27 protein-coding genes are annotated in these 24,927 nt (G+C 67.2%); 12 read left to right on the top strand and 15 right to left on the bottom strand.

All coding sequences use genetic code 11. The features are described 5' to 3' along the window. Nucleotides 1–26 precede the first annotated feature (26 nt). Nucleotides 27–1,580, bottom strand: a complete 1,554-nt coding sequence (locus tag HLA98_RS10650; RefSeq protein ID WP_057500738.1) for an alkaline phosphatase — start codon at nt 1,578–1,580, stop codon at nt 27–29. A gap of 118 nt (nt 1,581–1,698) precedes the next feature. Between HLA98_RS10650 and HLA98_RS10645 the strand changes: the two genes are divergently transcribed. After that, nucleotides 1,699–2,493, top strand: coding sequence for a D-alanyl-D-alanine carboxypeptidase family protein (locus tag HLA98_RS10645; protein ID WP_057500737.1), 795 nt, complete (start codon nt 1,699–1,701; stop codon nt 2,491–2,493). Between the two features lie 5 nt (nt 2,494–2,498). On the opposite strand, the gene HLA98_RS10640 is transcribed toward HLA98_RS10645, so the two are convergent. Further along, the gene (locus HLA98_RS10640) at nt 2,499–3,092 is read right to left on the bottom strand and encodes a TetR/AcrR family transcriptional regulator (protein WP_049446699.1); all 594 of its coding nucleotides are present in this window, start codon (nt 3,090–3,092) and stop codon (nt 2,499–2,501) included. 16 nt (nt 3,093–3,108) lie between these two features. Next, entirely contained in the window at nt 3,109–3,705 is a 597-nt protein-coding gene (locus HLA98_RS10635; RefSeq protein ID WP_057500736.1) for an NAD(P)H-dependent oxidoreductase, read from the bottom strand. 127 nt (nt 3,706–3,832) lie between these two features. On the opposite strand from HLA98_RS10635, the gene HLA98_RS10630 reads away from it, so the two are divergent. Continuing rightward, complete coding sequence (locus HLA98_RS10630) at nt 3,833–4,369, top strand: hypothetical protein (protein WP_057500735.1); 537 nt, start codon at nt 3,833–3,835, stop codon at nt 4,367–4,369. A gap of 33 nt (nt 4,370–4,402) precedes the next feature. Here HLA98_RS10630 and HLA98_RS10625 read toward each other — a convergent pair whose 3' ends face one another. Next, nucleotides 4,403–5,230 carry an isocitrate lyase/PEP mutase family protein gene (locus HLA98_RS10625; RefSeq protein ID WP_057500734.1) on the bottom strand — a complete coding sequence of 276 codons (828 nt, stop codon included), beginning with the start codon at nt 5,228–5,230 and terminating at the stop codon, nt 4,403–4,405. A 165-nt stretch (nt 5,231–5,395) separates the two neighbouring features. Here HLA98_RS10625 and HLA98_RS10620 point away from each other — a divergent pair, with 165 nt between their 5' ends. From HLA98_RS10620 to accC, 5 genes are all read left to right on the top strand, one after another. Beyond that, a complete protein-coding gene (locus HLA98_RS10620) occupies nt 5,396–6,124 on the top strand; it encodes a DOPA 4,5-dioxygenase family protein (protein WP_057500733.1) in 729 nt (242 codons plus the stop codon). Between the two features lie 350 nt (nt 6,125–6,474). Continuing rightward, nucleotides 6,475–6,924 (top strand): type II 3-dehydroquinate dehydratase, encoded by a 450-nt coding sequence (gene aroQ, locus HLA98_RS10615; RefSeq protein WP_057500732.1) that lies wholly within the window; start codon nt 6,475–6,477, stop codon nt 6,922–6,924. Further along, a complete protein-coding gene (locus HLA98_RS10610; protein WP_049446711.1) occupies nt 6,921–7,346 on the top strand; it encodes a lysozyme inhibitor LprI family protein in 426 nt (141 codons plus the stop codon). Before aroQ ends, HLA98_RS10610 begins: the two co-directional genes overlap by 4 nt. 53 nt (nt 7,347–7,399) lie before the next feature. Continuing rightward, on the top strand, nt 7,400–7,879 hold the full coding sequence (gene accB / locus HLA98_RS10605; protein ID WP_049446713.1) for an acetyl-CoA carboxylase biotin carboxyl carrier protein: 480 nt from the start codon (nt 7,400–7,402) through the stop codon (nt 7,877–7,879). Nucleotides 7,880–7,889: 10 nt separating this feature from the next. Then, on the top strand, nt 7,890–9,257 hold the full coding sequence (gene accC / locus HLA98_RS10600; protein WP_049446715.1) for an acetyl-CoA carboxylase biotin carboxylase subunit: 1,368 nt from the start codon (nt 7,890–7,892) through the stop codon (nt 9,255–9,257). A gap of 133 nt (nt 9,258–9,390) precedes the next feature. Here the strand turns inward: accC and HLA98_RS10595 are convergent, their stop codons facing one another. Then, the gene (locus HLA98_RS10595) at nt 9,391–9,765 is read right to left on the bottom strand and encodes a hypothetical protein (RefSeq protein WP_049446717.1); all 375 of its coding nucleotides are present in this window, start codon (nt 9,763–9,765) and stop codon (nt 9,391–9,393) included. After that, a complete protein-coding gene (locus HLA98_RS10590; RefSeq protein WP_049446718.1) occupies nt 9,762–10,730 on the bottom strand; it encodes a hypothetical protein in 969 nt (322 codons plus the stop codon). Before HLA98_RS10590 ends, HLA98_RS10595 begins: the two co-directional genes overlap by 4 nt. 164 nt (nt 10,731–10,894) lie before the next feature. Here HLA98_RS10590 and prmA point away from each other — a divergent pair, with 164 nt between their 5' ends. The 3 genes from prmA to fis all read left to right on the top strand — a co-directional run bounded on the left by prmA (nt 10,895) and on the right by fis (nt 13,009). Continuing rightward, nucleotides 10,895–11,815, top strand: coding sequence for a 50S ribosomal protein L11 methyltransferase (gene prmA, locus HLA98_RS10585; protein WP_049446720.1), 921 nt, complete (start codon nt 10,895–10,897; stop codon nt 11,813–11,815). A 42-nt stretch (nt 11,816–11,857) separates the two neighbouring features. Next, nucleotides 11,858–12,619 (top strand): DUF3426 domain-containing protein, encoded by a 762-nt coding sequence (locus HLA98_RS10580; protein ID WP_057500731.1) that lies wholly within the window; start codon nt 11,858–11,860, stop codon nt 12,617–12,619. A gap of 114 nt (nt 12,620–12,733) precedes the next feature. Further along, nucleotides 12,734–13,009, top strand: a complete 276-nt coding sequence (gene fis / locus HLA98_RS10575) for a DNA-binding transcriptional regulator Fis (RefSeq protein WP_005419706.1) — start codon at nt 12,734–12,736, stop codon at nt 13,007–13,009. A 136-nt stretch (nt 13,010–13,145) separates the two neighbouring features. On the opposite strand, the gene HLA98_RS10570 is transcribed toward fis, so the two are convergent. Genes HLA98_RS10570 through HLA98_RS10545 form a run of 6 tightly spaced genes read right to left on the bottom strand, consistent with a single transcriptional unit; the run spans nt 13,146 to nt 18,946 of the window. Then, a complete protein-coding gene (locus HLA98_RS10570) occupies nt 13,146–14,141 on the bottom strand; it encodes a phosphatidate cytidylyltransferase (RefSeq protein WP_049446723.1) in 996 nt (331 codons plus the stop codon). Further along, complete coding sequence (locus HLA98_RS10565; protein ID WP_014038692.1) at nt 14,138–14,767, bottom strand: lysophospholipid acyltransferase family protein; 630 nt, start codon at nt 14,765–14,767, stop codon at nt 14,138–14,140. Before HLA98_RS10565 ends, HLA98_RS10570 begins: the two co-directional genes overlap by 4 nt. Before the next feature lie 13 nt (nt 14,768–14,780). Next, entirely contained in the window at nt 14,781–15,218 is a 438-nt protein-coding gene (locus HLA98_RS10560; RefSeq protein WP_057500730.1) for a hypothetical protein, read from the bottom strand. Beyond that, a complete protein-coding gene (locus HLA98_RS10555) occupies nt 15,215–16,543 on the bottom strand; it encodes a phosphatase PAP2/dual specificity phosphatase family protein (protein WP_057500729.1) in 1,329 nt (442 codons plus the stop codon). Before HLA98_RS10555 ends, HLA98_RS10560 begins: the two co-directional genes overlap by 4 nt. Next, a complete protein-coding gene (locus HLA98_RS10550; protein ID WP_057500728.1) occupies nt 16,543–18,294 on the bottom strand; it encodes a bifunctional alpha/beta hydrolase/class I SAM-dependent methyltransferase in 1,752 nt (583 codons plus the stop codon). Before HLA98_RS10550 ends, HLA98_RS10555 begins: the two co-directional genes overlap by 1 nt. 34 nt (nt 18,295–18,328) lie before the next feature. Further along, nucleotides 18,329–18,946, bottom strand: coding sequence for a CDP-alcohol phosphatidyltransferase family protein (locus tag HLA98_RS10545; RefSeq protein WP_129550630.1), 618 nt, complete (start codon nt 18,944–18,946; stop codon nt 18,329–18,331). 207 nt (nt 18,947–19,153) lie between these two features. On the opposite strand from HLA98_RS10545, the gene purH reads away from it, so the two are divergent. Both purH and purD read left to right on the top strand, forming a co-directional pair. Beyond that, a complete protein-coding gene (gene purH, locus HLA98_RS10540; RefSeq protein ID WP_129550629.1) occupies nt 19,154–20,737 on the top strand; it encodes a bifunctional phosphoribosylaminoimidazolecarboxamide formyltransferase/IMP cyclohydrolase in 1,584 nt (527 codons plus the stop codon). Between the two features lie 61 nt (nt 20,738–20,798). Next, a complete protein-coding gene (gene purD / locus HLA98_RS10535) occupies nt 20,799–22,082 on the top strand; it encodes a phosphoribosylamine--glycine ligase (protein ID WP_129550628.1) in 1,284 nt (427 codons plus the stop codon). Nucleotides 22,083–22,216: 134 nt separating this feature from the next. On the opposite strand, the gene rpoH is transcribed toward purD, so the two are convergent. The 3 genes from rpoH to HLA98_RS10520 all read right to left on the bottom strand — a co-directional run bounded on the left by rpoH (nt 22,217) and on the right by HLA98_RS10520 (nt 24,923). Then, complete coding sequence (gene rpoH, locus HLA98_RS10530) at nt 22,217–23,092, bottom strand: RNA polymerase sigma factor RpoH (RefSeq protein WP_032129545.1); 876 nt, start codon at nt 23,090–23,092, stop codon at nt 22,217–22,219. Nucleotides 23,093–23,370: 278 nt separating this feature from the next. Next, entirely contained in the window at nt 23,371–24,084 is a 714-nt protein-coding gene (ung, locus tag HLA98_RS10525; protein WP_088479098.1) for a uracil-DNA glycosylase, read from the bottom strand. After that, nucleotides 24,081–24,923, bottom strand: a complete 843-nt coding sequence (locus HLA98_RS10520) for a response regulator (protein ID WP_005414663.1) — start codon at nt 24,921–24,923, stop codon at nt 24,081–24,083. Before HLA98_RS10520 ends, ung begins: the two co-directional genes overlap by 4 nt. Between the last annotated feature and the right edge of the window lie 4 nt (nt 24,924–24,927).

The following is a 24,927-nucleotide window of genomic DNA, read 5'->3' as shown; positions in this document are numbered from 1 at the left end:
GACAACAGCCCGGGTGCAACCGGCCGTTACCGTGGGCGCTGCAGCGCCTCCTGCACTGCCGCAGCCACGTCGGTGTTGTCGATGTAGCTGCCGTCGTTCCAGCGCACGTGCTGACGGTAGCCGGCATCGACGCCCCGCACGCGCTGGCCCAGCAATTCCGCCCCGGCGCCCTTGGCCCACAACGGCACCAGTGCATTGGAATGGTTGCCAGTGGGACGGAAGCTCATCCCCGGCATGCGTCCACGGCCGTTGTTGCGTACCGGCGCGAAGGCAACGTTCTGTGCTTCCGGGCCCATCGGCATGCTGTTGTCGTGATCGGTGGTGACGATCAGCAGGTTGTGCTCCCAGCCACCGTTGCGCTCGATCCATTCAACCACCGCCGCCACCGCGTCGTTGAACTCCACGGTTTCCTCGATCAGCCGGCCGTACTGCGGTTGGTCGCCGCACTGGCCGTAGTGCCATTCGGTGCCACAGGCGCTGGTATGCGCGGCCCAGTCGGTGGCACCGCCCTCCACCATCAGGAACAGGCCGTTGGACGAACGCTGCAGCAGGAACCGCAGCGCACCGCGGGTCATGGTCGCGAGATCCGGCACGCTGTCGATCTTCCTCACACCTGAAGGCATGGCCGCATCCTTGCCCAGCACCTGCAGCTGACGCGCCTGCTGCAGCGTGTTGGCCACGCGCGGCACGCCGATCAGCGGCCGGTCGGCCGGCAGCCGTCCCTGCGCCAGTGCGGCGAAATCCTCCTTGCTGCGGATCAGGCGCCACGGTCCCGACGGGTTGCCGGCAATGGTGCTGCCCGCTTCCAGCTGCTGCCAATCCTGTTGCGAAACCCATTCCCACGGGTTCGCGCAGCCTTCGGCCTTCGCCGCGCCGGCACCCTCGTCACAGGCGCGACCATCAACGCTGTAGCCAGGACCGCCGGTGCCCATCACCAGGTCCAGGTGGCCCTGCGCCAGCATCTGGTGCGCAATGGCGTGATAGTTGTTGCGCGACTCGTTCTGCGCCGCGAACGCGGCGGGCGTGGCGTGCGCGAACGGTACCGAGGTCACCACACCGGTCGCCATGCCCAGGCGCTTGGCGCGCAGCGTGTTGAACTCGACCGGCTGGCCATCGTTGTTGAAGTTGATGGCGTTGTTGTAGGTCTTGATGCCCGAAGACAACGCCGTGCCCGCTGCGGCGCTGTCGGTCGCCACCGCTGCCAGGTACTGGTAGCCGGCGAACGGCAGGTCCTGCGCCGGCACCGGCCCGGTATCCCAGGCCTTGCCCGCGTCGTAGCCGAGGGTCTGCGCGTTGTCGCCGGTCGGCTGGCTGCTGCTGTTCAACGGGAACGTGGTGACCGCCAGGCGCTGCGGAAAATCCGCATACGGCGCGCCTTCGCGGCTGCCGTACTGCCAGTAAGCCGCCGCATCCCAGGTGCCCCAGCCAGCGCCGTCGTTGATCATCACGATCACGTTGTGCGGGCGCGCTTGGCCAGAAGCAACGGCCTCGGCGCGGGGGCTCGTCTGACAGCCGCCCAGAGCCGCCAAGGCAAGCAGCAAAGAGGAATGAAACCAGCGGCGTGGCGTGCGTGCAGTCATCGCAGATCCAATCGGGCCACCGGCGGCCCTCAATACTGGTACGTTATATCGTTGCAATATTGCAACTTCATGCAGCTGCCACGGGCTATCCTGCAGGCCCTCCTTCGTCGACGCGTTCATGCCGTCTCCTGCCCCTGCGCGTGCGCCGCTGTCGTCCATCACCCTCGATGCGGCAACCTTCGCGGTGATTCACCAGCACAACGCGGACATCGCCAGGCAACCGGCCTCGCTGACCAAGCTGATGACCGCCTACGCGGCTTACGAATGTGTCGAGGAGTGCGGGCGCTCGTGGGACGACGACGTCACCATCGCCGCCGACGACGTGCACGCGGTCGCCGATGATGAAACGCGCATGGGCCTGGTGCCCGGCGAAACGGTCACGCTCGCGCGCCTGCTGGAAGGGTTGATGATCGTCTCCGGCAATGACGCGGCGCTGGCCATCGCGCACCATCTGGACGGATCACAGGCGGCATTCCTGGAACGCATGAACCAGCACGCACGCCGGCTTGGCCTGCGCAGCACGTGGTTCGCCAGCGTGTCCGGCATCACCACGCCGCATCATGCGTCCAGTGCACACGACATGGCGGTGCTGGCCGCCTGCCTGATGAATGACCATCCGCAGATGCTGGCAATCACCGCCCAGCGCGCGTTCGCGCACGGCAGCTTCAGCCGCAACAACCAGAACGGCCTGCTGGACGATGACGGCGTGGATGGCTTGAAGACCGGCTACACCCAGGCCGCAGGCTTCTGCCTGGCCGCCACCGCATGCCGGGCAGTGCAGGGACGCGCGCATCCGGTTCGGCTGATCACGGTGGTGTTGGGCGCCGACAGCCGCGACGCACGCGATGCGCTGGTGCGCGAACAGCTGGCGGCAGGATTCGCCACGCTGGCCGACAGCACCTCCGACGCCTGAGCGGCTCAGCGACGCTTGACCGTCGCCACGATCAGCCGCTGCAGCTCGGCCTCGGCGCCGGTCTTGTCCAGCGCGCCCGCAGCCACGCCCTCTGAAAGGGTTTCAGCCGCACCGAGAATCGCCCAGCGTCCCGCCAGCGACACCGTGCCGTCGGCAGCGAACGGGCCCAGCCAGACCTGGCAGTTGTCGATGAAGTCCTGCTGGTAACGCCGCCGCACCTCGTGCAGTTCCGGCGCGCCCACCAATGCGGCGAGGATGCCCTGCACTTCACTGCCCTGGCTGAGGATGCAGTCGATGTAGCCGGAGGCGATGGCCGCCGCGCGATCAGCCAGCTGCGCCCGGGCGCGGCCGATACGCTCGTGGAAGACCACCGTCTGCCGCCCGTCATAGTCATCGTAGAGCGCAGCCAGCAGGCCGTTGCGGGTTACGAAGTGATCGTAGGCCACCGGCTTGGTCACACCGGCCGCCTCGGCCAGCCGTCCCAGCGTCAGCGCGTCGGTACCCTCTTCGCCAACCAGCGTCCAGGCCACGTCCAGCAACTGGCGAGCGCGTTGCTCGCGGGTCAATCGGCGGCGCGTGGGAACGGCGTTGGCGGGCATCGGCGGTACACGGCGATCAGCGCATCGGAGTGCCTATTTTACGGCCGATTGCCAGCGCGGTCTGCAGATGCGTTTCGGCCGCACCGGTATCGGCATCCAGCAGCAGGTCTGACGTCAGCACGCGTGCGCCACAGTAGTCGAAGATGCCCATGTCGATCTGCGTCTTCATCGCCGCATCGTAGCCGCGTCGTTCGACCATCGCTGCATCGGCGCCGCCCAGCCCCACCAGATGCACGTTCAGGCGCTGCAGCTTCTTCACCAGCTTGCCCTGTGCATCCTGTGCGTACGCCCATTTGTTGGTGAAGACGCGGTCGATCCAGCCCTTCAGCAGTGCCGGGAACGACCACCAGTACAACGGAAACACCAGTACCAGCGTATCGGCGGCCTCCAGCCGTGCGTGCTCGGCAGCGATGTCGGCCGGTACCGCGCCAGTGCTGCGGAACAAGGCCTGGTCCTGAGCATTGAAGCGTGGATCAAAGCCTTCGGCCATCAGGTCGGCGTAGGCCACGGTGTTGCGGGCGTCGGCCGCAGTGATGGCATCGCCGATGCGATGTGCCATCGCATGGGTCAGCGAATCGGGTTCAGGGTGGGCGATGACAATGAGGCTGTGCATGGGGGGGTCTCCGGGAATCACTACCTACCAATAGTAAGTAGAGATTCCGGGGAAACCAGCGCCATCGGTGGGACGCTGTTTTCGCATCCACCGTATAGTGCGGCGGTGCCCTGTGAGACACCCGAACATGCATCGACGCCTGCCCCTGACGATACTGATGCTGCTGTTGCTGTCGCTGTTGCTGCCATCCGCCTTCGCTGGTGAACTCAGTCCCAGTGATGCGAAGTCGCTGCGCGAAGATGTGCGCGCCATGATGGCTGCGTACGCCCGCGGCGATGCGGACTTCCTCATCAAGCGCACCCATCCCAGCCTCAAGCGGCTGGCCGGCGGCGATGACGCCTTCCAGGCGATCACCCGTGATGCGTTGAAGAAGCAGCACAGCGCCGGCGTAGTGGTCATCAGCGAAGATGTAGGTGTGCCGACCCGGACCTATGCTGCCGGGGAGGAAGAAGTCTGCTTCGTGCCACGCCAATCCCTGATACGGGTGCGTGAAACCCCGATGCGCAGCACCACGTTCATGGTGGCCGTGCGCCGCGTTGGCGGTTCCGGCTGGACGTATCTGGATGGCACCGGGCTGCAGGGCAATCCACACCTGCTTCGCCAACTGCTGCCAGCGCTGGAACCCGGCGTGACCTTGCCCAAGCGGGAGTTCGAGGCGCTGTAGTCGCCGGCCCCTCCCGCCTTGCAGGGTGTGGAGCTAGCGGAACAGCGCGTTCAAGGCAGCCCCGGAGGCCGCCTGCTGCAGGCCATCGAAGCATCCGTCCTGCATGATCGGCTGGGTCGCCTGCATCAGCCCACCCCACGCGGCACGGGCCAGTGCGCCGCCCAGGCTGACCCGGCGAACGCCGAGTGCGGCGATGTCCTGCAGGCGCAGCGGTGTCGGTCCACCGACCAGCAGGTTCACCGGCTTCGACCCCGCGGCGGCAACCACCGCGCTGATCTGCTCGCGCGTGGTGATGCCCGGTGCATACAGCACGTCTGCACCGGCCTCGGCATAGGCGCGCAGGCGCTGCAGGGTGTCCTGCAGATCCGGCACGCCGACGAAGAAGTTCTCGGCACGCCCGACCAGCAGCACGTCGCCGCCCGCGCGATCGATGGCTGCACGGGCAGCGCGCAGGCGCTCGACCGCCTGGTCGATGGGTCTCAGCGGTGCATCGGCCACGCCGCTGGCGTCCTCGATCGACAACGCCGCGATGCCCGTGTCGAGCGCCGCGGCCACCGCCTCCTCCACCGCCTGCGGCGTAGCGCCGAAGCCATCACCGAAGTCGGCATTCAACGGTAACGGGGTCGCCGCCGCCATCAGGCGCAGATGCTCCAGCGTGGCCGGCAACGAAACCGCGCCATCCGGCCGCCCTTCGCTCCAGGCACAGCCGGCACTGGTCGTGGCCAGGGCCTGGAAGCCCTGCCGCTGCAGGTAGCGGGCACTGCCCACATCCCACGGATTGGGCAACACGAAGCAACCCTGCGCATGCAGCTGGCGGAAGGCCGCGCGCTTGCGCGGGGTGTCGGCATCGAGCGAGGTCATGGCGGGTTCCAGGGCGGCAGACCTGCACCCTAGCCCGCCGTCCGGTCGCACTCAAGGCGACGAAGGCGCCCCTGCATGAGGTGATGCCCCCTGCTTATTGGACGCCACCGGCAGCCCTGCCCGAGCGTGCTTGCCTGCCCACACGATGCCGCCACGGAGCCCCTCATGCACCCGGACCCGCAGCCCCTCACCGACACCGGCGACGATGACGCCCACTGGGCCGACCTGCTTTCGCCCGCACGGCGCCGCCTGATCGCTTCGGCAGGTCTGGCCGCTGGCGGCCTGGCCAGTGCATCGACCGCCACCGCCGCCCCGCGCGGCAACGGCGCGGCGAACACCACCGAACCTGGGCGGCCCGGCTTCCGCGCCATCGTTCCGCCCGCGCCCGAGGGCAGCAGCCCCTGGGGCCACGCCACGGCCAGCGAACCGACCCCGCGCCCGGCCAGCGTGCGCCCCGGCGAGGCCACGCTGCCCGCGACTCCACGCGCCTACACCGACATCAAGAGCTATCACGCGCATATCTACTTCGACGAGGACAGCTTCGAGAAGGCGGCCCTGTTGCGGCGCTGGGCGGCCGAGCGTTTCCCAGTGGAACTGGGCAACTGGAACCTGGAGCCACGCGGCCCGCACGTCACCCCGTCGTTCTATTTCGGCTTCACCAACGACCTGCTGCCGGTGCTGGTACCTTGGCTGCAACTCAACAGCCTGGGCCTGACCATCCTGATCCACCCCAATACCGGTGATGGCCGCGCCGACCATCTGTATTACGCCTTATGGGTGAACCGCGCGCAGCCGGTGAACGCTTACAACTGGCCGGCACCGAAGCCGGGGGAACGGGAGCCACTGGAGGAGGTGTTCCCGAACGTGGTGCCGACGGTGCCACTGGAGACCTGAGCGGGTGTATGGCAATTGCGGTGGCTGGCGTGCCGCGTACTTTGGGCTGCCCCTCGATGGGGGAATAGCTTGCTGCACACCGAACTTCCCACATCCACGCATGGCGTGGATCCACCGCATCACGGCCCATGGCGGCATCCGCCTTCTCCCTGCCTGCCGCCATCGTCGGCCTACATGCACGCATCCCCGGCCAGCACGGCGTTCAGCGCGCCTTGATCCACCGCCCGCCGTACAGCCACAAGCGCTCCGGCAGATTTCAAACGCGCGATTGAAACGCTGCAAACTTCGTCGAACTGGACAGCATCCGCCGGTTCCGCCAGACTGCCGCCCTTTCCCGTCTTCCGGATCCCATGGCGAAGCTGCTGGTCCTGCACGGCCCCAACCTCAACCTGCTCGGCACCCGCGAGCCGGAGGTCTACGGCCACACCACGCTGGACGACATCGACCAGGCCCTGGCCGCCCAGGCATCGGCCGCCGGGCACGCCGTGGAGAGCCTGCAGTCCAACGCCGAGCATGTGCTGGTGGACCGCGTGCAGGTCGCGCGCAATGACGGAACCGCTTTCATCCTGATCAACCCGGCCGCGTTCACCCACACCTCGGTCGCCCTGCGCGATGCGCTGGCGGCGGTGGCGGTGCCGTTCATCGAGATCCACCTGTCCAACCCGCATACCCGCGAGCCGTTCCGCCAGCACAGCTACTTCAGTGACAAGGCCGTGGGCGTGGTGTGCGGCTTCGGCGCCGACAGCTACCGCTACGCGATGGACGCGGCGCTGCTGCGCGTGCAGGCGGCCCGCGCGTGAAGATGCTGCCGCGCGTGATTGCCGGCGTTCTGGCGTGGGCCGGTCTGTGCGGCGCCAGTGTCGCTGCCGAGCGCGCGGCCGCGGGCATCGACTGCGCACAGGCAAGCGGCGGCTACGAGCGCGACATGTGCGATTCCGATCGCCTGGATGATGCCGACAGCGCATTGAACGCCGTCTACGCGCAGGCGCGTGGCGAACTGAAGGCGCAGGCAACCGATGGCAGCTGCAGCCGCTGCGCGGTGGCCGAACAGCAGCTGGTGAAGGCCCAGCGCATCTGGATCACCTTGCGCGATGCAGATTGCGAGGCGGTGTATGCCTTCAATGCAGACGGCACCTCGCGCAACCCCGCGAAGATGCAATGCCTGATCACCCAGACGCGCGACCGCACACGGCAGCTGCGCGAGTTCTACGAACTGCTTTGACCCGAGCGCGATGCGCTCCCCACCACACTGACATCAAGAGCAAAGAGGCCACCATGGATCTCCGCAAAATCAAGAAGCTGATCGACCTGCTGGAAGAGTCGAACCTGGCTGAAATCGAAATCAAGGAAGGCGAAGAGTCGGTGCGCCTGTCGCGCGCCCCGGTTGCCGGCTACGCCGCACCGATGCCGGCCCCGGTGTACGCCCCGCCGGCCGCCCCGGCTGCACAGGCGATGCCGATGCAGTCGCCGACCGAAGCCTCCACCGGCGGCACCGCCAAGCCGGGCCCGGCCCTGCCGGAAGGCCACGTGCTGCGTTCGCCGATGGTCGGCACCTTCTATGCGTCGGCCGCTCCGGACAAGCCGGCCTTCGTCACCGTTGGCCAGCAGGTCAAGGAAGGCGAGACCCTGGCCATCATCGAAGCGATGAAGATGTTCAACCCGATCGAAGCCGACACGTCCGGCACCATCGTCGCCATCCTCGGCGAGAACGGCCAGCCGGTCGAATTCGACCAGCCGCTGTTCGTGATCGGCTGAGGGGCACGCCATGCTCGACAAAGTCGTCATCGCCAACCGAGGGGAGATCGCGCTGCGCATCCTGCGCGCGTGCCACACCCTCGGCATCCGCACGGTGGCCGTGCACTCCACGGTCGATCGCAACCTCAAGCACGTGGCCATGGCCGACGAGTCGGTCTGCATCGGCCCGGCGCCGTCGCCGCAGAGCTACCTCAACATCCCGGCACTGATCGCCGCCGCCGAAGTCACCGACGCCCAGGCGATCCACCCGGGCTACGGCTTCCTGTCGGAGAACGCCGACTTCGCCGAGCGCGTGGAAGAGTCCGGCTTCATCTTCATCGGCCCCAAGGCCGACACCATCCGCATGATGGGCGACAAGGTCGAAGCCATCCGCGCGATGAAGTCCGCCGGCGTGCCGTGCGTGCCCGGTTCGGGCGGCCCGCTGGGCGAGGACATCGTCGCCAACACCAAGATCGCCCGTGAGATCGGCTACCCGGTCATCATCAAGGCAGCCGGTGGCGGCGGTGGCCGTGGCATGCGCGTGGTGCACGCCGAAGCCTCGCTGAAGACCTCGATCGAAACCACCAAGAGCGAGGCCAAGGCCGCGTTCGGCAATGGCGAGGTCTACATGGAGAAGTTCCTGGAGAATCCGCGCCACGTGGAGATCCAGGTGCTGGCCGACGGCCAGGGCAACGCCATCCACCTGGGTGAGCGCGACTGCTCGATGCAGCGCCGCCACCAGAAGGTGGTGGAAGAAGCGCCGGCACCGGGCATCACCGCCGAACAGCGCGAGCAGATCGGCAAGGTGTGCGTGGAAGCCTGCATCCGCATCGGCTATCGCGGCGCTGGCACGTTCGAGTTCCTCTACGAGGACGGCCGGTTCTACTTCATCGAAATGAACACCCGCATCCAGGTGGAGCATCCGGTCACCGAGATGGTCACCGGCATCGACCTGGTGGCCGAGCAGCTGAAGATCGCTGCTGGCCAGAAGCTGTCGATCAAGCAGAGCGACGTAGTGCTGAACGGTCATGCGATCGAGTGCCGCATCAACGCCGAAGACGCCGAGACCTTCGTGCCGAGCCCGGGCACCATCACCGGCTTCCATCCGCCGGGCGGCCCCGGCGTGCGCGTGGATACCCACATCTACAGTGGCTACCGCGTGCCGTCGAACTACGACTCGATGATCGGCAAGCTGATCGTGCACGGCCCGGACCGCGAAACCGCCATTGCCCGCATGCAGGTGGCGCTGAGCGAAATGGTGGTAGATGGCATCAAGACCAATGTCGCCCTGCAGCAGCGGATCATGCGCGACAAGGGCTTCCAGGCCGGTGGCCAGAACATCCACTACCTGGAAAAGCGTCTTGCCGAGCGCAAGAACAAGCCGATCGCGTTGACCTGATCGGCGGCAGGTGCTGGACATGAAAAGGGCGGGGAAATCCCCGCCCTTTTCCGTATCTCTTCTGTAGAGCCGAGCCTACGCTCGGCATGCCGGTAAGAGCAGCCGAGCATGGCTCGGCTCTACACATGCAGGTTCAGCGCGCGTCGGCCGCCGTCGCAGGAATCTGCGAGTTCGCCAGCGGACGGATACCGTTGGGTGAGCTCGGGTCGATGATCACCATGGTCTCCGTCGAGCCGTCGGGCCACACCACCTGGAAGGTGCTGCCGGCCGGCAACGAGGCGAACGGCATGCCACTCTGCGCGCGATAGACTGCGGCGACCTGGCTGGCACCCGCGCGGCGCACGTCTTCGTGCGTCTTCACCGTGGTCAGTTCCACTTTCGATAGATGCCGGTAACGATCTTCGTACGTGTCGATCATCAACAGCCCGACCGCGCCGGCCGAGTAAGCCACGAACAGCGCCACCCAGAACCAGAACTTGGCCCCATGCAGGAATCGACGGTAATTCATTGCCCGTCCCTCTTTCCAACCAATCGCTTGATCCACTGCTTCATTTTCCCCGCACCTTGCCGCGAAACCGCAGCGTCATACACAAAATCCCGGAAATCCTGCGTCCCATCCTGCGAACAGATCCCTCCATTCGCACAAAAACTGTTGACCAGCACACTGTCGGCCCCACACGGTAGACCGAGTTCGCAGGCCGCAAGCCGCCATGCCAGTTCACTGAGCTGCTCGCCGGCCACCAGGCCATTGAGTGCGCGGTCCCCTGCCGCACGCACGCCCATGCCCGGGGCGATCGCCATGAACGCTTCCGGGTCGCGTGAGGTGCGCACCCGCTCGACCAGGTCACGGCGATACTCGGGGCTGTCCTGCAATGGCTCGCCTTCGGCGAACAGCGATGCTTCCGCTGCCAGGTTGCCCTGCGCGGCCGCCTTGCGACGCTCCGCCAGCACCAGGGCGGACCCCAGCTTGTCGCCCGGCACGAAGCCACCGCAGCGCTGCGCCACGCGCTCACGCGCCTGCACCATCGCCGGTGCGGCGGTCAGACCCAACCCGGCCAGCACGTTGTTGTCCAAACGGTAGCCGCCGGGGTCGATGGCGTACTGAGCGCAGTAGTCGTAAACCCGGCTGAGCATCCAGCGCGCCTCGTGATTGCCGTCGTCGGCCTGCACGCGCAGGCGCTGCGCATAGGCGTAGAGATCGGTGGCATCCTCGATGTCGGCGCGCAGATCCAGCGGCAGGCCCGAGGGCAGCGCATTGCCGCGCTCGAATGCCGCCAGGCGACGCGCCAGCGCTTCCGGCATCACCGGCAGCGGCACCGCCGCATCCACCGCTGCCAGCGACGACACCGGCAGCTCGTCCGCCGTCGCCTGCGCCGACCCGGCATGGCCGCTGGCCCGATACCCGGCCACGCCCAGCACGGCCACCGCCGGCAGCACGAGCAACCAGGTTTTCAGGGTCGGAGCAAAAGCCATTGGCGGCAGTGATCGTTCACGGCACACAGTAAGGCGCCAAGTTTAGCAAGGCCCGACAGGCCTGTCTGAACCACCTCCGTTCATCCAGGGGCAGCATCTCAGGCAATACGGAGACGCCCTGATGGTCTAGCATGGCCCCCTTTCCCGTGATTGCCCCCACCGCCATGCCGTTCCTGGAACTGACCCTGCGTTGCACCGAAGCCACCCAGCCCCGCTATGAAAACGCGCTGGAGGACGTCGGCGCACTGGCCGTCACCCTGCTCGATGCCGAGGCCGATACCAGCAACGAACAGGCCATCCTCGAGCCGGGCGTGGGCGAGACCCCGCTGTGGGACACCCTGGTGCTGAGCGCGCTGTTCCCCGCCGACAGCAACGCCCTGCTGCTGCTGGCCGCGCTGGAATCGTTCGACCCGGAGCTGGACTGGAGTGGTGGCAGCTTCCGTGCCGTCGAGGACGAAGACTGGGAACGCGCCTGGCTGGACCAGTTCCAGCCGATGGATTTCGGCAGCCGTACCTGGATCGTGCCGTGGAACCATGAACTGCCGGAAGCCGCCCAAGCCGCCGATGCGGCCGTGGTGCGACTGGACCCGGGCCTGGCCTTCGGCTCGGGCACCCACCCGACCACGGCCCTGTGCCTGCGCTGGCTGGACCAGCTTGCCGTGGACGGCCTGCTGCAGGGCCAGCGGGTGCTCGACTTCGGGTGCGGCTCGGGCATTCTCGCGCTGGCCGCACTGAAGCTGGGTGCCGCTGAAGCCATCGGCGTGGACAACGATCCGCAGGCCCTGGTCGCCACCGCCGACAATGCCGAGCGCAACGGCGAACAGGCGCGCATGCACGTGTACCTGCCGCAGGACGAACCGGTGGCAACCTACCCGATCGTGGTCGCCAACATTCTCGCTTCGGCGCTGGATGCATTGGCCGAACTGCTGGCCGCGCGCGTCGCCGCCGGCGGCCGCATCGCCCTGTCCGGCATCCTGCATGGCCAGGAAGGCGAACTGCTGCAGCGCTATGCCGCGTGGTTCGACGACCTGCAGGCCACCCAGGATGGCGACTGGATGCGCATCACCGGCGTACGCCGCGCCTGATCGTGGTTGAATGACCGCTGGATCCGAGCCCGCGCCCTGAGCATGTCCGAGCCGAACCCACCGCGCCGTCCCCTGGCGACCTTCCTGCGCACGACGCCGGAAGGTGAGGCCGCGCCTGCGTCCGATACGCGCACGCAGGACGAAGCTGGGCCTGCAACGCAGGTGCCGGTCGCACCCGTCGAGCTGGCCCCTGCGCCGGCGGCGGAGATGCAACGCGACGATGACACGGTCATCGTTGATGACACCGCGGCCCTTGAACCGGCGCGGGTCGTACCCCCGGCAACGACGGTTACTGCCGATGCACCCAGTTTCCTCGGCAATGTGCGCCCGCGCGCCCTGCCGACGCCCCGCTGGCACTGGGCGCTGGTCGCCGCGCTGGCGCTGCTGCTGGTACTGCAGAGCGTGCTTGCCGACCGAGCGCGGCTGGCCGCCGACGCCGGCAACCGCGCATGGCTGGGCACGCTCTGTGGCGTGCTGCGCTGCAGCCTGCCCGCCTGGCATGAACCCACCGCCTTCACCATGACCAGTCGCGAGATCCGGCCACTGCCCGGGCAGGCCGGCGTGCTGCAGGTACAGGCCAGCATCCGCAACGACGCGCGCTGGGCACAGGCATGGCCGGACCTGCGCCTGTCGCTGTCCGATGCCGATGGCCGGGTGATCGGCAGCAGCGTGTTCACGCCTGCGCAGTACCTGGGCGAGAACCCCGGTGCGGCCCTGCTGGAACCGGGCCAGAGCGCACGCATCGCCTTCCGCGTACAGGAGCCTGCGGCGTCCACCGTCGCATTCACCTTCGACTTCCTTTGATCGCAAGTGGCCGCCCGGTCATGGCAGGCCGGGCACGCTCGCGCTAGACTGACCGCCACCACCTCGTCCGGCCGCGCGCTTCGCGCGCACGGGCCAACCGAATCGGGAACCCCCTTGAACGCTGTCCTTTCTCGTCCTGACAACAGTCGTGGCGCTCCCCGGCCACCGCTGCGTGAACACGTCGCCCAGTCCGTGCGCCGTTACCTGCGTGACCTCGATGGCTGCGACGCGGACGATGTCTACGAGATCGTGCTGCGCGAGATGGAGATCCCGTTGTTCGTGGAAGTGCTCAACCACTGCGAAGGCAACCAGAGCCGGGCCGCCGCGATGCTGGGCATCCACCGCGCCACCCTGCGCAAGAAGCTGAAGGAATACGGCATCAGCGCCTGAGCGCCGATGCCGCCTTTGTAGAGTCGAGCCATGCTCGACTGTCGTTTACGGATTGCCTGGCGCAGAAGCAGTCGAGCATGGCTCGAGTCTACAGAAGCGGGTCACCACGCCATGCGTGGATGAAAGCCCGGCAGAATCAACCGCCCCCGCCCGCCTTCCAGTAATACCGCACCACGTGGAAGAACACCGGCGCGGCGAAGCACACCGAATCCAGCCGGTCGAGCATGCCGCCATGGCCCTCGATCATGTGGCCCCAGTCCTTGATGCCACGATCGCGCTTGATCGCCGACATCACCAGGCCACCCCAGAACCCCATCAGATTGATCAGCAGCGACAGGCCGAACGCCTGCAGCGGCGTGAACGGGGTGATCCACCACAGCGCCGCGCCCAGCGCGCTGGCACTCAGCACGCCGCCGACGAAGCCCTCCACCGTTTTCGACGGCGACAGCTTCGGCGCGATCAGGTGCTTGCCCAGCAGCTTGCCCCAGATGTACTGCAGCACGTCCGAGGACTGCACCACGATCACCAGGAAGGCGAACAGCAACACGTTGCGCGACGGGTCATGGCCCGGCACGTGCAGGTTCAGCAGCAGCGGTACATGCGAAATGCAGAACACGCAGATCATCAACCCCCACTGCACCTTCGCCGTGCGCTCCAGGTAGTGCGTAGTGTCGCCGCCGATGGTCGACAGGATCGGCAGGAACAGAAACGCATAGACCGGAATCAGCAGTGTGTACATGCCGTACCAGTCGATCCACACCAGGTAGTACTGCCAAGGCAGCACGATGTAGAACGCGGCCAGCAGCGCGTAGTAGTCACCTGAACGGGTCGGCGCCAGGGTGATGAACTCGCGCAGCGCGAACAGCGAGATGATCGCGAACAGCACGATCACCCCGGCACGGCCGAAGAACAGCGCCAGCCCAACCACGATCGCCATCACCCACCACGCGCGGATGCGCGAGACGAGGTTGGCGATCACCGCGCTGGGCCGCCCACGCTGGCGCCAGCGCAGGGTCTCAGCCACCAGTGTCGCCAGCACCAGCACCGCACCCACGCCAGCGAACAGCAGGCCGGTCTGCTGGCCGACGCTCTGCGTTGCCAGATCGCCAGATACATCCAACACGAAACTCATGCACGACCTCCATTCGGCGCCAGGTCCAGCAGCGCCTGCCGGCTGCGCGCCAGGAACGCGGCCTTGTCCTCGTCGGCCTGCAGCCGCAACGGCGTGCCGAAGGTGGCCGTGCACAGCAGGGGCAACGGCAGGAACCGGCCCTTGGGCATGACCCGCTTCAGGTTGTCGATCCACACCGGCACGAACTCCAGTTCCGGCCGTTGCCGCGCCAGGTGGTAGATGCCGCTCTTGAACGGCAGCAGCGGCTCATCGCCCACATTGCGCGTGCCTTCCGGAAACAGGATCAGCGAGCAGTCTTCATCCACGGCATCGCGCAGTACCTGCAGCGGATCCTGCTGGCGATGCCCGGCCTCGCGCTCGACCAGCACACCGTTGAACACCGCATCGATCAGGTAGCGGCGCAGGCCATCGCGCTGCCAGTATTCGGCCGCGGCCACCGGGCGCACCTGCCGCCGCAGTGCCGGCGGCATCGACGACCAGATCAGCACGAAGTCGCCATGGCTGGCGTGGTTGCCGTAATACACGCGTCGCTCGCTGGACGGCGCACAGCCGATCCACAGCGCACGGGCGCCGGTCACCACATGGATCGCGCCACTGCAGGCGCGGGCAATCAGTTCGGCGAACATCGATCCCTCCGGTTCACGTCTGCGGCCACAACACGGCCAGCACCAGCAGTGCGAACTGCACCGCGGTCAGCAGGTACTGGCGCAGCAGCAGGCGGCGCATGCCGACCCAGCGCGCGTCCCAGCCCCGCAGTTGCGCATCGGGCGACGCGCGGCGCAGGCCACTGTCCTGCAGCAGCTGATCGGTGCGGCGCGCGGCAGCATCGCCGTCCAGGCCCTCATCGCGCAGCAGCTGCAGCAGGCTGGCGTCCAGCGCCACCCTCCACGCGTGATAGGCCTGTGCGATGCCCGCGGCAACACTGAGCAGCAACAGGCCGGCAGCGATCATCGCCAGCCCCGGCTCGATGCCGAGCAGAAGCAACGCCACCAGCAACAGGCCCAGCGACAGCAGCGCCGGCCAACGCCCCTGCCGCAGCAGCAGCTGCATGGTTGCCAGATCGGGAACCGTCCTCATGCGCGCGCTCCTGCCGCAGCAGTGATGGCATGCAGATGCGCTGCGCCCAGCACGATGCCAGGTCGCGCAGCACGCACGATCGCCACCGCCGAATCGGCATCAGCCGCGCGACCACTGCGCAGCAGCCAGGTCGCCACGCTGGCAGCACTGCGCGAGTAGCCCAGCGCACAGCACACCAGCAACGGCCCCCGCGCACGCAGGCACTCGATGCGCTCAGCCGCCGCGCGCAGCTGTTCCGGTGCAGGGACCACCAGGTCCAGCATCGGCACGCTGGCATACGCTTCGCCCTGCGCGCGACAGGACAGCTCGGCGCAGGCATCGACCACCCCCACCAGGGGTGCCGCCAATGCCTCGGAGGGAATGCGCCCCAGCCACACGCCATCCATCACCGGCACCGGCTGCGGCGCACGCCGCGTCCACAGCCGCGAATTGATCCAGGCTGCACCCAGGTACGGCGCCAGCAGCCAACGTGACGCCATGGTCAGGCGTCCGTCGGCGCGCTTCTGGAACACCGCCGTGCCCAGCCCGGCATAGGCCAGCGCCACCAGCAGCAGCGATACCACCGGCCACAGCAGCCACAACGCCACACCCCGCAGCAGGATCACTGGCACCAGCAGCAGCGCCGCCCCGAGCAGGTACAGCCCCGCCAGGCGCCAGCGCTTGGCATCCTGCGTCGTGCGCCACGCATGCAACGGTGGCGTGCCCTGCTCGGGCCACAGCCAGACGCACAGCCACCCGGCCAGCAGGCCAGTCGGTATATCGATGAAATGATGCTGGAACGTGGTCAGCACCGAGACGCCGATCAGCAGCGCCCACACGTGCAGCACCCAGCGCCACACGCCGTGCAGGTACTGCGCGAACTTTACCCACAGCACGATCAGCAGCACGATGTGCAGCGACGGCGCCTGGTTGAACGGCTTGTCGAAACCCAGCAGCACATCGAACAGCCAGCCGAACACACCGCCGATTTCTGGCCGCTCGAAGCTGAAGCGCAGCGGCCACAGCAGGAAGCAGGTCACCGCGATCAGCTGTGCACTGAACAGCCGCAGCGCGTGCCGGTCCAGTTCGAGGCGCCGACGGCACAGGAAGAACGATATCGCGTAGAACAGGTCGATTGACCAGTACGGCACGATCGTCCACGGCACGAACGGGATGCGTGTCTCCCACGCGAACGCCATCACCGGCAACGCAGCGTGGCGACCGGCCATCCAGTTGGCGAAGCCATAGCTGGCGAAGAAGAACGGGCCCAGCAGGGCCAGCCACACCAGGGCGCGCCGCCAGGGGCGCCCCTCCACGGCCAGCGGGGTTGCAGCGAGTGTCGCCATCACGCGGTCCGGCGTGCCAGCGACACGGTGAAGATGCCGAAGTCGTCGATACGCTGCGCCACCTTCTCGAACCCGGCCAGGCGTACCAGCTCATCCATCTCCTGCTGGGTACGGCGACGCATCACCCACGCCGCGCCGCCACGGTGGCTGGTCAAGGCCCGCGCGATGAATTCCAGCTGCGGGTGCCAGGGCTGGCCGGTATAGGCCAGGTAGCCGCCCACCGGCACGGTCGCGGCGATGCCCTGCAGCGAACGCAGCACCGCATCGTTGTCGGGGAACAGTTCGTACAGGCCCGAAACCACCGCCAGCGTCGGCGCCGGGTCGACCTGCGCCAGCTGCACCGGGTCGAACGCATCGCCCTGCTCGAAGCGGGCGATGTCGGCCGCGCCCAGGCGCTCGATCAAGGCCTGCCCCTGGGTCACGTTCAGATCGCTGAAATCACGGAGGACGATGCGCTCGGCACGCTGTTCGCCCTGGCCCAGCGCTTCCAGCACATAGCGGCCATGGCCGGCCGCCACGTCCAGCACGCGCACCGGCGTGCCCTGCCCGCGCAGGCGCTGGGCGGCGTCGCGCAGCAGTTCCTGCAGGTGCTGGCCACGGATGCGGATGCCACGCCAACCGATCGCATCGAGATAGTTGCGGTCGACCATGCGGCCCAGCGGGCCCTTGCCACGTGCTTCGTCGCGATAGATGTAGTCGAGCGTGCTGCCGGAATCGAAACCGGTCTGCAGGCCCAGCGCGATGCCTTCGGACAGCGTGCCGCCGAAGCGCAGGCCGCCACGCACCACGCGCCAGCGCAGGTCGGCCAGGCTGTTGCGTTCCGGTGGCCAGGCCAGGATCTCCGATTCCTCGAAGGTCGGCCCATGGCGGTGCGCATCGCGCCGTGACAGCTCACGCAGCGGCTCGGCGAAACGTGCCTGGATGAAACTGCGGATGCGCGCCAGCGCCGGCGCCCGATCGCGCTCGCCCAATGTGTCGTGGAAGAAGCCCGGCAGGTGCACGCGCTCCTTGATCGGGCTGGACAGGCGCTCGTAGAAGCGGTCCTGCGGGCCACGGTGCACGACGAAGTCCGAGCCGGACACAAGCAGCTGCACCGGCACGCTGATCGCCTGCGCATCGGCGACGATGCGGTCGGCGGCGTCGTACAGGCCCAGCAGCACGCGCACCGAGATCGGCCGGGTGATCAGCGGATCGGTGCGGTAGCTTTCCACCCGTGCCGGATCGTGGGTCAGCCACTGCGGCTTGACGTAACTGTTGACGAAGAAGTTGCCGCGCAGCTTCTGCATCAATGCCAGGCCCGGGCGTGCGAACGGTACATAGAGCTTCACCTTGAACGCCGGCGAAGCCATCACCAGCGCGCGCAGGCGCGGCGCGTAATCGTGCACCCACGTAGCAGCGACCACCGCGCCCACGCTCTGCGCGATCACCACGATGTCTTCCACCGCGATACCGTGTCCGGCGCCGATGTGGGCAATGAAGCTATCGAGGTCGCGCACCAGCGCCGGGAAGCCCGGTGCATCGCCACGTGCGCCCGGCGAACGGCCATTCCCGCGCGCGTCCCAGGCGAAGAAGGCAGTGTCGGGCAGGTCCAGCTCGTCAACCAGGTGGGTGACCCGGCCGGAATGTTCATGGCCGCGGTGCAGCAGCACGATGGCCTTGGTGGCCGGGGTTACGGTGGTGCCCGCCCAGTACCGGTAGAACAGCGGCACCTGGTCGAAGCTGTGGAATTCCCGTTCCTGCGCCTGACGCATGCAATCTCCTGATTGTCTTTTTGTATCTGCTTGATTAATTCGGCGAAACCGCCGCTTCCCGCAGCCCGCGACGGACGCGATTGGCCATCGTCAGCACGCACAGCACTGCCATGGCCGCGGCCACGCCAGTGACCGTCATCGCGCCAACCCACCCGAACGCCAGCAGCAGGCCCAGCGCTCCGACCACGAAGGCGCGGTCGCTCTTGCCCATCGGGCCGTCATAGCGGCGGCTGGCGCCGACCATCAGGCCCAGCACGCCGGCGTACTCGCTCAGCGCCGCGGTCCAGGCCAGCAGCCACAGCGCTTCCGGGCGCACGCCCGGCACGCTGAGCAGGCTCAGGTACAACGCCGCATCGGCAACCACATCGCACAACTCGTTCAGATAGGCGCCCAGCCGCGACTGCTGGCCGAACTCGCGGGCCAGCATGCCGTCCACGGCGTTGAGCGCCATGCGCAGCAGCATCCACAGTGGCAGCAGCAGGTACAGCAGGGGCTGCGCCGGCGCGCAGCACCACACGGCCGCAGCCACCAGCAGCGAGACCACGGCAGCGGCCATGGTCACCGTGTTGGCGGTGATCCCCATGCGGTACAGGCCGCGTACGGCCGGACGCAACAGGTCCTGGAAACGTCCTTTCAATGCATAGATCGACACGATCCGTACCTGCTGATCCTTGGCAGTCCGGGCACAGACTACCTGATCGGGGCGATGCCGCCCCATCGGATTGCTTGCAGTCTGCGGCCAACCCGGCTGTGCCAAGGCGGCCACCGGCCCCGCCCTCGGCCGATTTCGCCCCACGGCGCCCGCCACCGGCCCCCACCGCCTACAATATCGGCCCCGCTCCGCTGCCGATTCTGTCCCATGACTGCTGATCTGTTGCCCGTCCGCCGGGCCCTCCTCTCCGTTTCCGACAAGACCGGTCTGGTCGAGCTGGCCACTGCGCTGGCGGCACGCGGCGTGGAGCTGCTGTCTACCGGCGGCACCGCCAAGGCGATCCGCGATGCGGGCCTGGTCGTGAAGGACGTGGCCGACGTCACCGGCTTCCCCGAAATGATGGACGGCCGGGTCAAGACCCTGCACCCGATGGTGCACGGCGGCCTGCTGGGCCGCTCCGGCCTGGATGACGCGGTGATGGCCGAGCACGGCATCGGCGCCATCGACCTGCTGGTGCTGAACCTGTACCCGTTCGAGTCGGTCACCGCCAAGGCCGACTGCACCCTGGCCGACGCGGTCGAGAACATCGACATCGGCGGCCCGGCCATGCTGCGCTCGGCGGCCAAGAACTTCGCCCGCGTGGCAGTAGCCACCGACCCGTCGCAGTACGCCGAGCTGCTGGCCTCGCTGGACGCCAACGATGGCCAGCTGTCGGCCAGCACCCGCTTCGCCTTCTCGGTGGCTGCGTTCAACCGCGTCGCCCAGTACGACGCGGCCATCAGCAACTACCTGTCGGCGGTCACCGCCACCGACGCCGCCGTGCCGGCGCGTGCCGAGTACCCGGCGCAGATGAATTCCACCTTCGTGAAGGTGATGGACCTGCGCTACGGTGAGAACCCGCACCAGAGCGGCGCGTTCTACCGAGACCTGTACCCGGTGCCGGGCACCCTGGCCACGTTCCAGCAGCTGCAGGGCAAGGAACTGAGCTACAACAATCTGGCCGACGCCGATGCGGCGTGGGAATGCGTGCGCCAGTTCGATGCGCCGGCCTGCGTCATCGTCAAGCACGCCAACCCGTGCGGCGTGGCGGTTGGCGCCGGCAACGGCGATGCCTACGAGCTGGCCTACGCCACCGACCCGACCAGCGCCTTCGGCGGCATCATCGCCTTCAACAAGCCGCTGGACGCCGCCACTGCCAAGGTGATCCTCGACCGCCAGTTCGTCGAAGTGCTGATCGCCCCGGACTACGAGCCGGCCGCGCTGGAATACGCGCAGAAAAAGGCCAACGTGCGCGTGCTGCGCATCCCGCATGGCGACGGCCTGAACAACTTCGACAGCAAGCGCGTCGGCTCGGGCCTGCTGCTGCAGTCCTCGGACAACCGCGGCATGACCCGCGACGAACTGAAGGTGGTCAGCAAGCTGGCGCCGACCGACAAGCAGTTCACTGACCTGCTGTTTGCCTGGAAGGTGGCCAAGTTCGTGAAGTCCAACGCGATCGTCTATGCCAAGGACAATCGCACCATCGGTGTCGGTGCCGGGCAGATGAGCCGCGTCTATTCCGCGCGCATCGCTGGCATCAAGGCCGCCGATGCGAACCTGGTGGTCGAGGGTTCGGTGATGGCCTCCGATGCGTTCTTCCCGTTCCGCGACGGTATCGATGCCGCTGCCGCCGCCGGCATCAAGGCGGTGATCCAGCCGGGCGGTTCGATGCGCGATGCCGAAGTGATCGCCGCCGCCGACGAACATGGCCTGGCCATGGTGTTCACCGGCGTGCGCCACTTCCGCCACTGATCCGCATCACGAAGCCGGGCTCTGCCCGGCTTTTCTTTTCCGTATCCGAGAACCCTGTCCCATGAAGATCCTCGTCATCGGCTCTGGCGGCCGCGAACACGCCCTGGCATGGAAGCTGGCCCAGTCCTCCCGTGTCACCGAAGTGATCGTGGCGCCCGGCAACGCCGGCACCGCCAGCGAAGACAAGTGCCGCAACGTAGCGGTGAAGGTCACCGACATCGACGGCCTGCTGGCGCTGGCCCAGGCCGAAGGCGTAGCGCTGACCGTGGTCGGCCCGGAAGTACCGCTGGTGGCCGGCGTGGTCGACCGCTTCCGCGCCGCCGGCCTGCGCATCTTCGGGCCGACCGCCGCCGCCGCGCAGCTGGAAGGCAGCAAGGCTTACGCCAAGGACTTCCTGGCCCGCCACAACATCCCTACCGCGTTCTACGCCGTGCACACCGACGTGGACGCCGCCCTGGCCTACATCCGCGAGAAGGGTGCACCGATCGTGGTCAAGGCCGATGGCCTGGCCGCCGGCAAGGGTGTGATTGTCGCGATGACGTTGGCCGAAGCCGAAGACGCGGTGCGTGACATGCTTTCGGGCAACGCGTTCGGCGATGCCGGCGCCCGCGTGGTGATCGAAGAGTTCCTCGATGGCGAGGAAGCCAGCTTCATTTCCATGGTGGACGGCGTACACGCGCTGCCGATGGCCACCTCGCAGGACCACAAGCGCGTCGGCGACGGCGACACCGGCCCGAACACCGGCGGCATGGGCGCCTATTCGCCGGCGCCGGTGGTCACGCCCGAGGTGCACGCACGCGTGATGCGTGAGGTGGTGAATCCCACCGTGCAGGGCATGATCGCCGACGGCATCCCGTTCACCGGCTTCCTCTACGCCGGCCTGATGATCGACGCCAGCGGTGCGCCGAAGGTGATCGAATTCAACGTGCGCTTCGGTGATCCGGAAACCCAGCCGGTGATGCTGCGCCTGCAGTCGGACCTGGTGGAGCTGGTGGAAGCGGCCATCGATGGCCGCCTGGACCAGGTGCAGGCACAGTGGGACGCGCGGCCGTCGCTGGGCGTGGTGCTGGCCGCGAAGCCCTACCCGGAAGCGCCGATCACCGGCGAGGTGATTTCCGGCCTGGACGACGTGCCTGCCAATGCCAAGGTGTTCCATGCCGGTACGGCACTGGATGCACAGGGCCAGGTGGTCAGCGCCGGCGGCCGCGTGCTGTGCGTGGCTGCGCTGGGTGACAGCGTGCGCGACGCGCAGGCCAATGCCTATGCCGGCGTGGCCAAGGTGACCTGGGCCAACGAGTTCCACCGCAACGACATTGGCTGGCGCGCGATCGCACGCGAGGGCTGAGGCCGCGCCGCAGCCACGCATGGCGTGGCTCTACTGACACTGGGTAGATCCACGCCATGCGTGGATGAGAACGCCACCGAAAAGAAAAGGCCCGGCAATGCCGGGCCTTTTCCTAGCTTCAACGCCATCCCGCCTTACGCGGTGAACAGCGCCTTCATCTTCTTCAGCGCGTTCGCTTCGACCTGACGGATGCGTTCGGCCGACACGCCGTACTCGTCGGCCAGCTCCTGCAGCGTCACCTTGCTGTCGGCATCCAGCCAGCGACGGCGGATGATGTCGCGCGAGCGGGCATCCAGCTCAGCCAAGCCTTCGCGCAGCAGCTGCATCTGGTTGTCTTCGCTGTCCGCACGTTCGTAGGCCATCGAAGGATCTTCGTCGTTGGCGACCAGGTACGCAGCCGGCGACGGCGGCGCATGCTCGTTGTCCTCGTCGGTCGGCGCATCGAAACCGATATCGCGGCCGGACAGGCGCGACTCCATTTCCATCACCTCGCGCTCGGACACGTTCAGGTCCTTGGCCACCGCGCTGACTTCCGCCGCATTCATCCAGCCCAGGCGCGTCTTCGACTTGCGCAGGTTGAAGAACAGCTTGCGCTGCGCCTTGGTGGTGGCGACCTTCACGATGCGCCAGTTCTTCAGGATGAACTCGTGCATCTCGGCGCGGATCCAGTGCACGGCGAAGGAGACCAGGCGCACGCCCATATCCGGGTCGAAGCGCTTGACCGCCTTCATCAGGCCGATGTTGCCTTCCTGGATCAGGTCACCCAGGGCAAGGCCGTAGCCGTTGTAGCCGCGGGCCACGTGCACCACGAAGCGCAGGTGCGAATGCACCAGCTCGCGGGCAGCGTCCAGATCGTTGCCGTCGCGGAAGCGACGGGCCAGGTCCTGTTCGTCATCGACCGACAGCACCGGGATCTGGTGCACGGCACCGATGTAGGCGTCCAGCGAACCGAGCGCACTGGGAATCGGGAGATTGTTTGCCACAAGGGCAGTAGAGGTGTTCTGGCTCATAGGCACCCATCTTAGCAGTCCGGGATTTGGACTGCTAAAGGAGGAAAAAGTTCCAGCATCCTATTGATGCAACACTGGTCCCAAACAGAGCCCTACCGTAGCGCGATTTGATGACAGTGGCGAGCACGCTTTTCGGGATTCACAATCCCTTGGAATTCAAGCAATTACCTGCCGAAAAGCGGCCGATTCCGGTCAAGCGGAGCTGAACGGGCCGTTCTGGGGACCCATTCAGGGTCAGCAACGTTGCCAGGTGTTCAGCCCGGGCCGGGCGCCTGTGCTCATAGCGCCGAACGCGGCGGCAGCGACCAGTCGATCGGGGCCTGGCCGCGACGCTGCAGGTACTCGTTGGCCATCGAGAAATGACGGCAGCCGAGGAAGCCACGATGGGCCGACAGCGGCGACGGGTGCGGCGACTTCAGCACGCGATGGCGACCGGTGTCGATGACCTTGCCCTTCTGCTGCGCATAGGCGCCCCAGAGCATGAAAACCAGTCCTTCGCGTTCGCGGTTGAGCACATCCACCACGTGGTCGGTGAAGCCTTCCCAGCCACGCCCCTGGTGCGCACCTGCCTTGCCCTCTTCCACCGTCAGCACGGCATTGAGCAGCAGCACGCCACGCTGTGCCCACGGGATCAGGCAGCCATGGTCCGGGCGCGGGATGCCGAGATCGCTCTCGATCTCCTTGTAGATGTTCAGCAGCGACGGCGGCACCGGCACGCCAGGCGGCACCGAGAAACTCAGGCCGTGCGCCTGGCCACGACCGTGGTACGGGTCCTGGCCGAGAATCACCACCTTCACCTGTTCGAACGGGGTAGCGTCGAACGCGGCGAAGATCTGCGGGCCAGGCGGGAATACCGCCGCACCGCTGGCCTTGCGCTGGCGCAGGAAGCTGGACAGCTCGCGCATCTGCGGCTGCAACAGGTAATCGCCTACATGATGCTTCCAGCTCGGTTCCAGCTGGATCGTCGGGGTGTCGGCTGCTTCATCCATCATCGAATCAGGGGTCCATCGTTCAAGCGGGCCAGGCGCAGCTGGAACAGCACCTTGGTGACCAGCAGCCGTTCTTCGATCGGCTTGAGCACCAGGTCGTTGGCACCGGACTGCAGCAGCCCGGTCTGGTTGTGCGGGTTGCCATCGCCGGTCATCACCAGCACCGGCAGGCGGCGCTTGCCGTAACCGAAGTCCACGCGCACGCGCTGCACAACATCGCGGCCGCTCAGTTCACCCTTCAGGGTGACGTCGGTCAGCACCAGGTCGATGCGGTGGCGGCTGCGGCCCAGCGACTCGGCCGTGAGCAGGGTGAATGCTTCTTCGGCGCTGACCACGTGCAGCACGTTCAACTGCTGGCGCTCGAGCATGCGCTTGGTGGCCTCGGCGACCACGCGGCTGTCCTCGATATAGAGGATGGTCGCGCCGGGTATGGTCTGCGGCTGCACGTAGCCACGGATGAAGGTTGCCAGTGCCTCATGGCCCAGCGATTTGTCGAAATAATCGGTGACGTACTCGGTGAAGCGGCGCTGCTCCAGATGCTGCTGGGCATCGCCGGAAACCACGATCACCGGCACGTAGGCCTGGCCGGCCGCTTCGCGGACCATCCGCGCCAGAGCCAGGCCGTCACCATCGCGCAGGGTCAACGAGGTGGTCACCAGGTCCACCGGGCCCTGCGCCAGCGCCTGCTGCGCGTCCTCGATGCTGTCGCAGCCGATCACTTCCACGCCCGGCAGGTCACGTTGCAGGACGTCGGCGATCAGCTTGCGCACCAGCTTCGAGCCATCGACCACCATCACCCGCGTCGCGGGCCCTTCAAGGTGCTTCAACGCTTGCGGTTGCATGCCG

The sequence above is a fragment of the Stenotrophomonas africana genome, from assembly GCF_013004645.1.
Classification (GTDB): domain Bacteria; phylum Pseudomonadota; class Gammaproteobacteria; order Xanthomonadales; family Xanthomonadaceae; genus Stenotrophomonas; species Stenotrophomonas africana.
Note: the sequence above shows the minus strand (reverse complement) of the source record. Positions and strands in the feature narration are given on the sequence as shown.

Coding starts and splice junctions, on each gene's coding strand:
- HLA98_RS10645 (WP_057500737.1), top strand. CDS start 1,699: ATGCCGTCTCCTGCCCCTGCGCGTGCGCCGCTGTCGTCCATCACCCTC.
- HLA98_RS10650 (WP_057500738.1), bottom strand. CDS start 1,580: ATGACTGCACGCACGCCACGCCGCTGGTTTCATTCCTCTTTGCTGCTT.
- HLA98_RS10580 (WP_057500731.1), top strand. CDS start 11,858: ATGTCCGAGCCGAACCCACCGCGCCGTCCCCTGGCGACCTTCCTGCGC.
- purD (WP_129550628.1), top strand. CDS start 20,799: ATGAAGATCCTCGTCATCGGCTCTGGCGGCCGCGAACACGCCCTGGCA.
- HLA98_RS10595 (WP_049446717.1), bottom strand. CDS start 9,765: ATGAATTACCGTCGATTCCTGCATGGGGCCAAGTTCTGGTTCTGGGTG.
- accB (WP_049446713.1), top strand. CDS start 7,400: ATGGATCTCCGCAAAATCAAGAAGCTGATCGACCTGCTGGAAGAGTCG.
- prmA (WP_049446720.1), top strand. CDS start 10,895: ATGCCGTTCCTGGAACTGACCCTGCGTTGCACCGAAGCCACCCAGCCC.
- HLA98_RS10555 (WP_057500729.1), bottom strand. CDS start 16,543: ATGGCGACACTCGCTGCAACCCCGCTGGCCGTGGAGGGGCGCCCCTGG.
- ung (WP_088479098.1), bottom strand. CDS start 24,084: ATGATGGATGAAGCAGCCGACACCCCGACGATCCAGCTGGAACCGAGC.
- HLA98_RS10590 (WP_049446718.1), bottom strand. CDS start 10,730: ATGGCTTTTGCTCCGACCCTGAAAACCTGGTTGCTCGTGCTGCCGGCG.
- purH (WP_129550629.1), top strand. CDS start 19,154: ATGACTGCTGATCTGTTGCCCGTCCGCCGGGCCCTCCTCTCCGTTTCC.
- HLA98_RS10620 (WP_057500733.1), top strand. CDS start 5,396: ATGCACCCGGACCCGCAGCCCCTCACCGACACCGGCGACGATGACGCC.
- HLA98_RS10570 (WP_049446723.1), bottom strand. CDS start 14,141: ATGAGTTTCGTGTTGGATGTATCTGGCGATCTGGCAACGCAGAGCGTC.
- aroQ (WP_057500732.1), top strand. CDS start 6,475: ATGGCGAAGCTGCTGGTCCTGCACGGCCCCAACCTCAACCTGCTCGGC.
- HLA98_RS10520 (WP_005414663.1), bottom strand. CDS start 24,923: ATGCAACCGCAAGCGTTGAAGCACCTTGAAGGGCCCGCGACGCGGGTG.
- accC (WP_049446715.1), top strand. CDS start 7,890: ATGCTCGACAAAGTCGTCATCGCCAACCGAGGGGAGATCGCGCTGCGC.
- HLA98_RS10560 (WP_057500730.1), bottom strand. CDS start 15,218: ATGAGGACGGTTCCCGATCTGGCAACCATGCAGCTGCTGCTGCGGCAG.
- HLA98_RS10640 (WP_049446699.1), bottom strand. CDS start 3,092: ATGCCCGCCAACGCCGTTCCCACGCGCCGCCGATTGACCCGCGAGCAA.
- HLA98_RS10635 (WP_057500736.1), bottom strand. CDS start 3,705: ATGCACAGCCTCATTGTCATCGCCCACCCTGAACCCGATTCGCTGACC.
- HLA98_RS10550 (WP_057500728.1), bottom strand. CDS start 18,294: ATGCGTCAGGCGCAGGAACGGGAATTCCACAGCTTCGACCAGGTGCCG.
- rpoH (WP_032129545.1), bottom strand. CDS start 23,092: ATGAGCCAGAACACCTCTACTGCCCTTGTGGCAAACAATCTCCCGATT.
- HLA98_RS10565 (WP_014038692.1), bottom strand. CDS start 14,767: ATGTTCGCCGAACTGATTGCCCGCGCCTGCAGTGGCGCGATCCATGTG.
- HLA98_RS10630 (WP_057500735.1), top strand. CDS start 3,833: ATGCATCGACGCCTGCCCCTGACGATACTGATGCTGCTGTTGCTGTCG.
- HLA98_RS10625 (WP_057500734.1), bottom strand. CDS start 5,230: ATGACCTCGCTCGATGCCGACACCCCGCGCAAGCGCGCGGCCTTCCGC.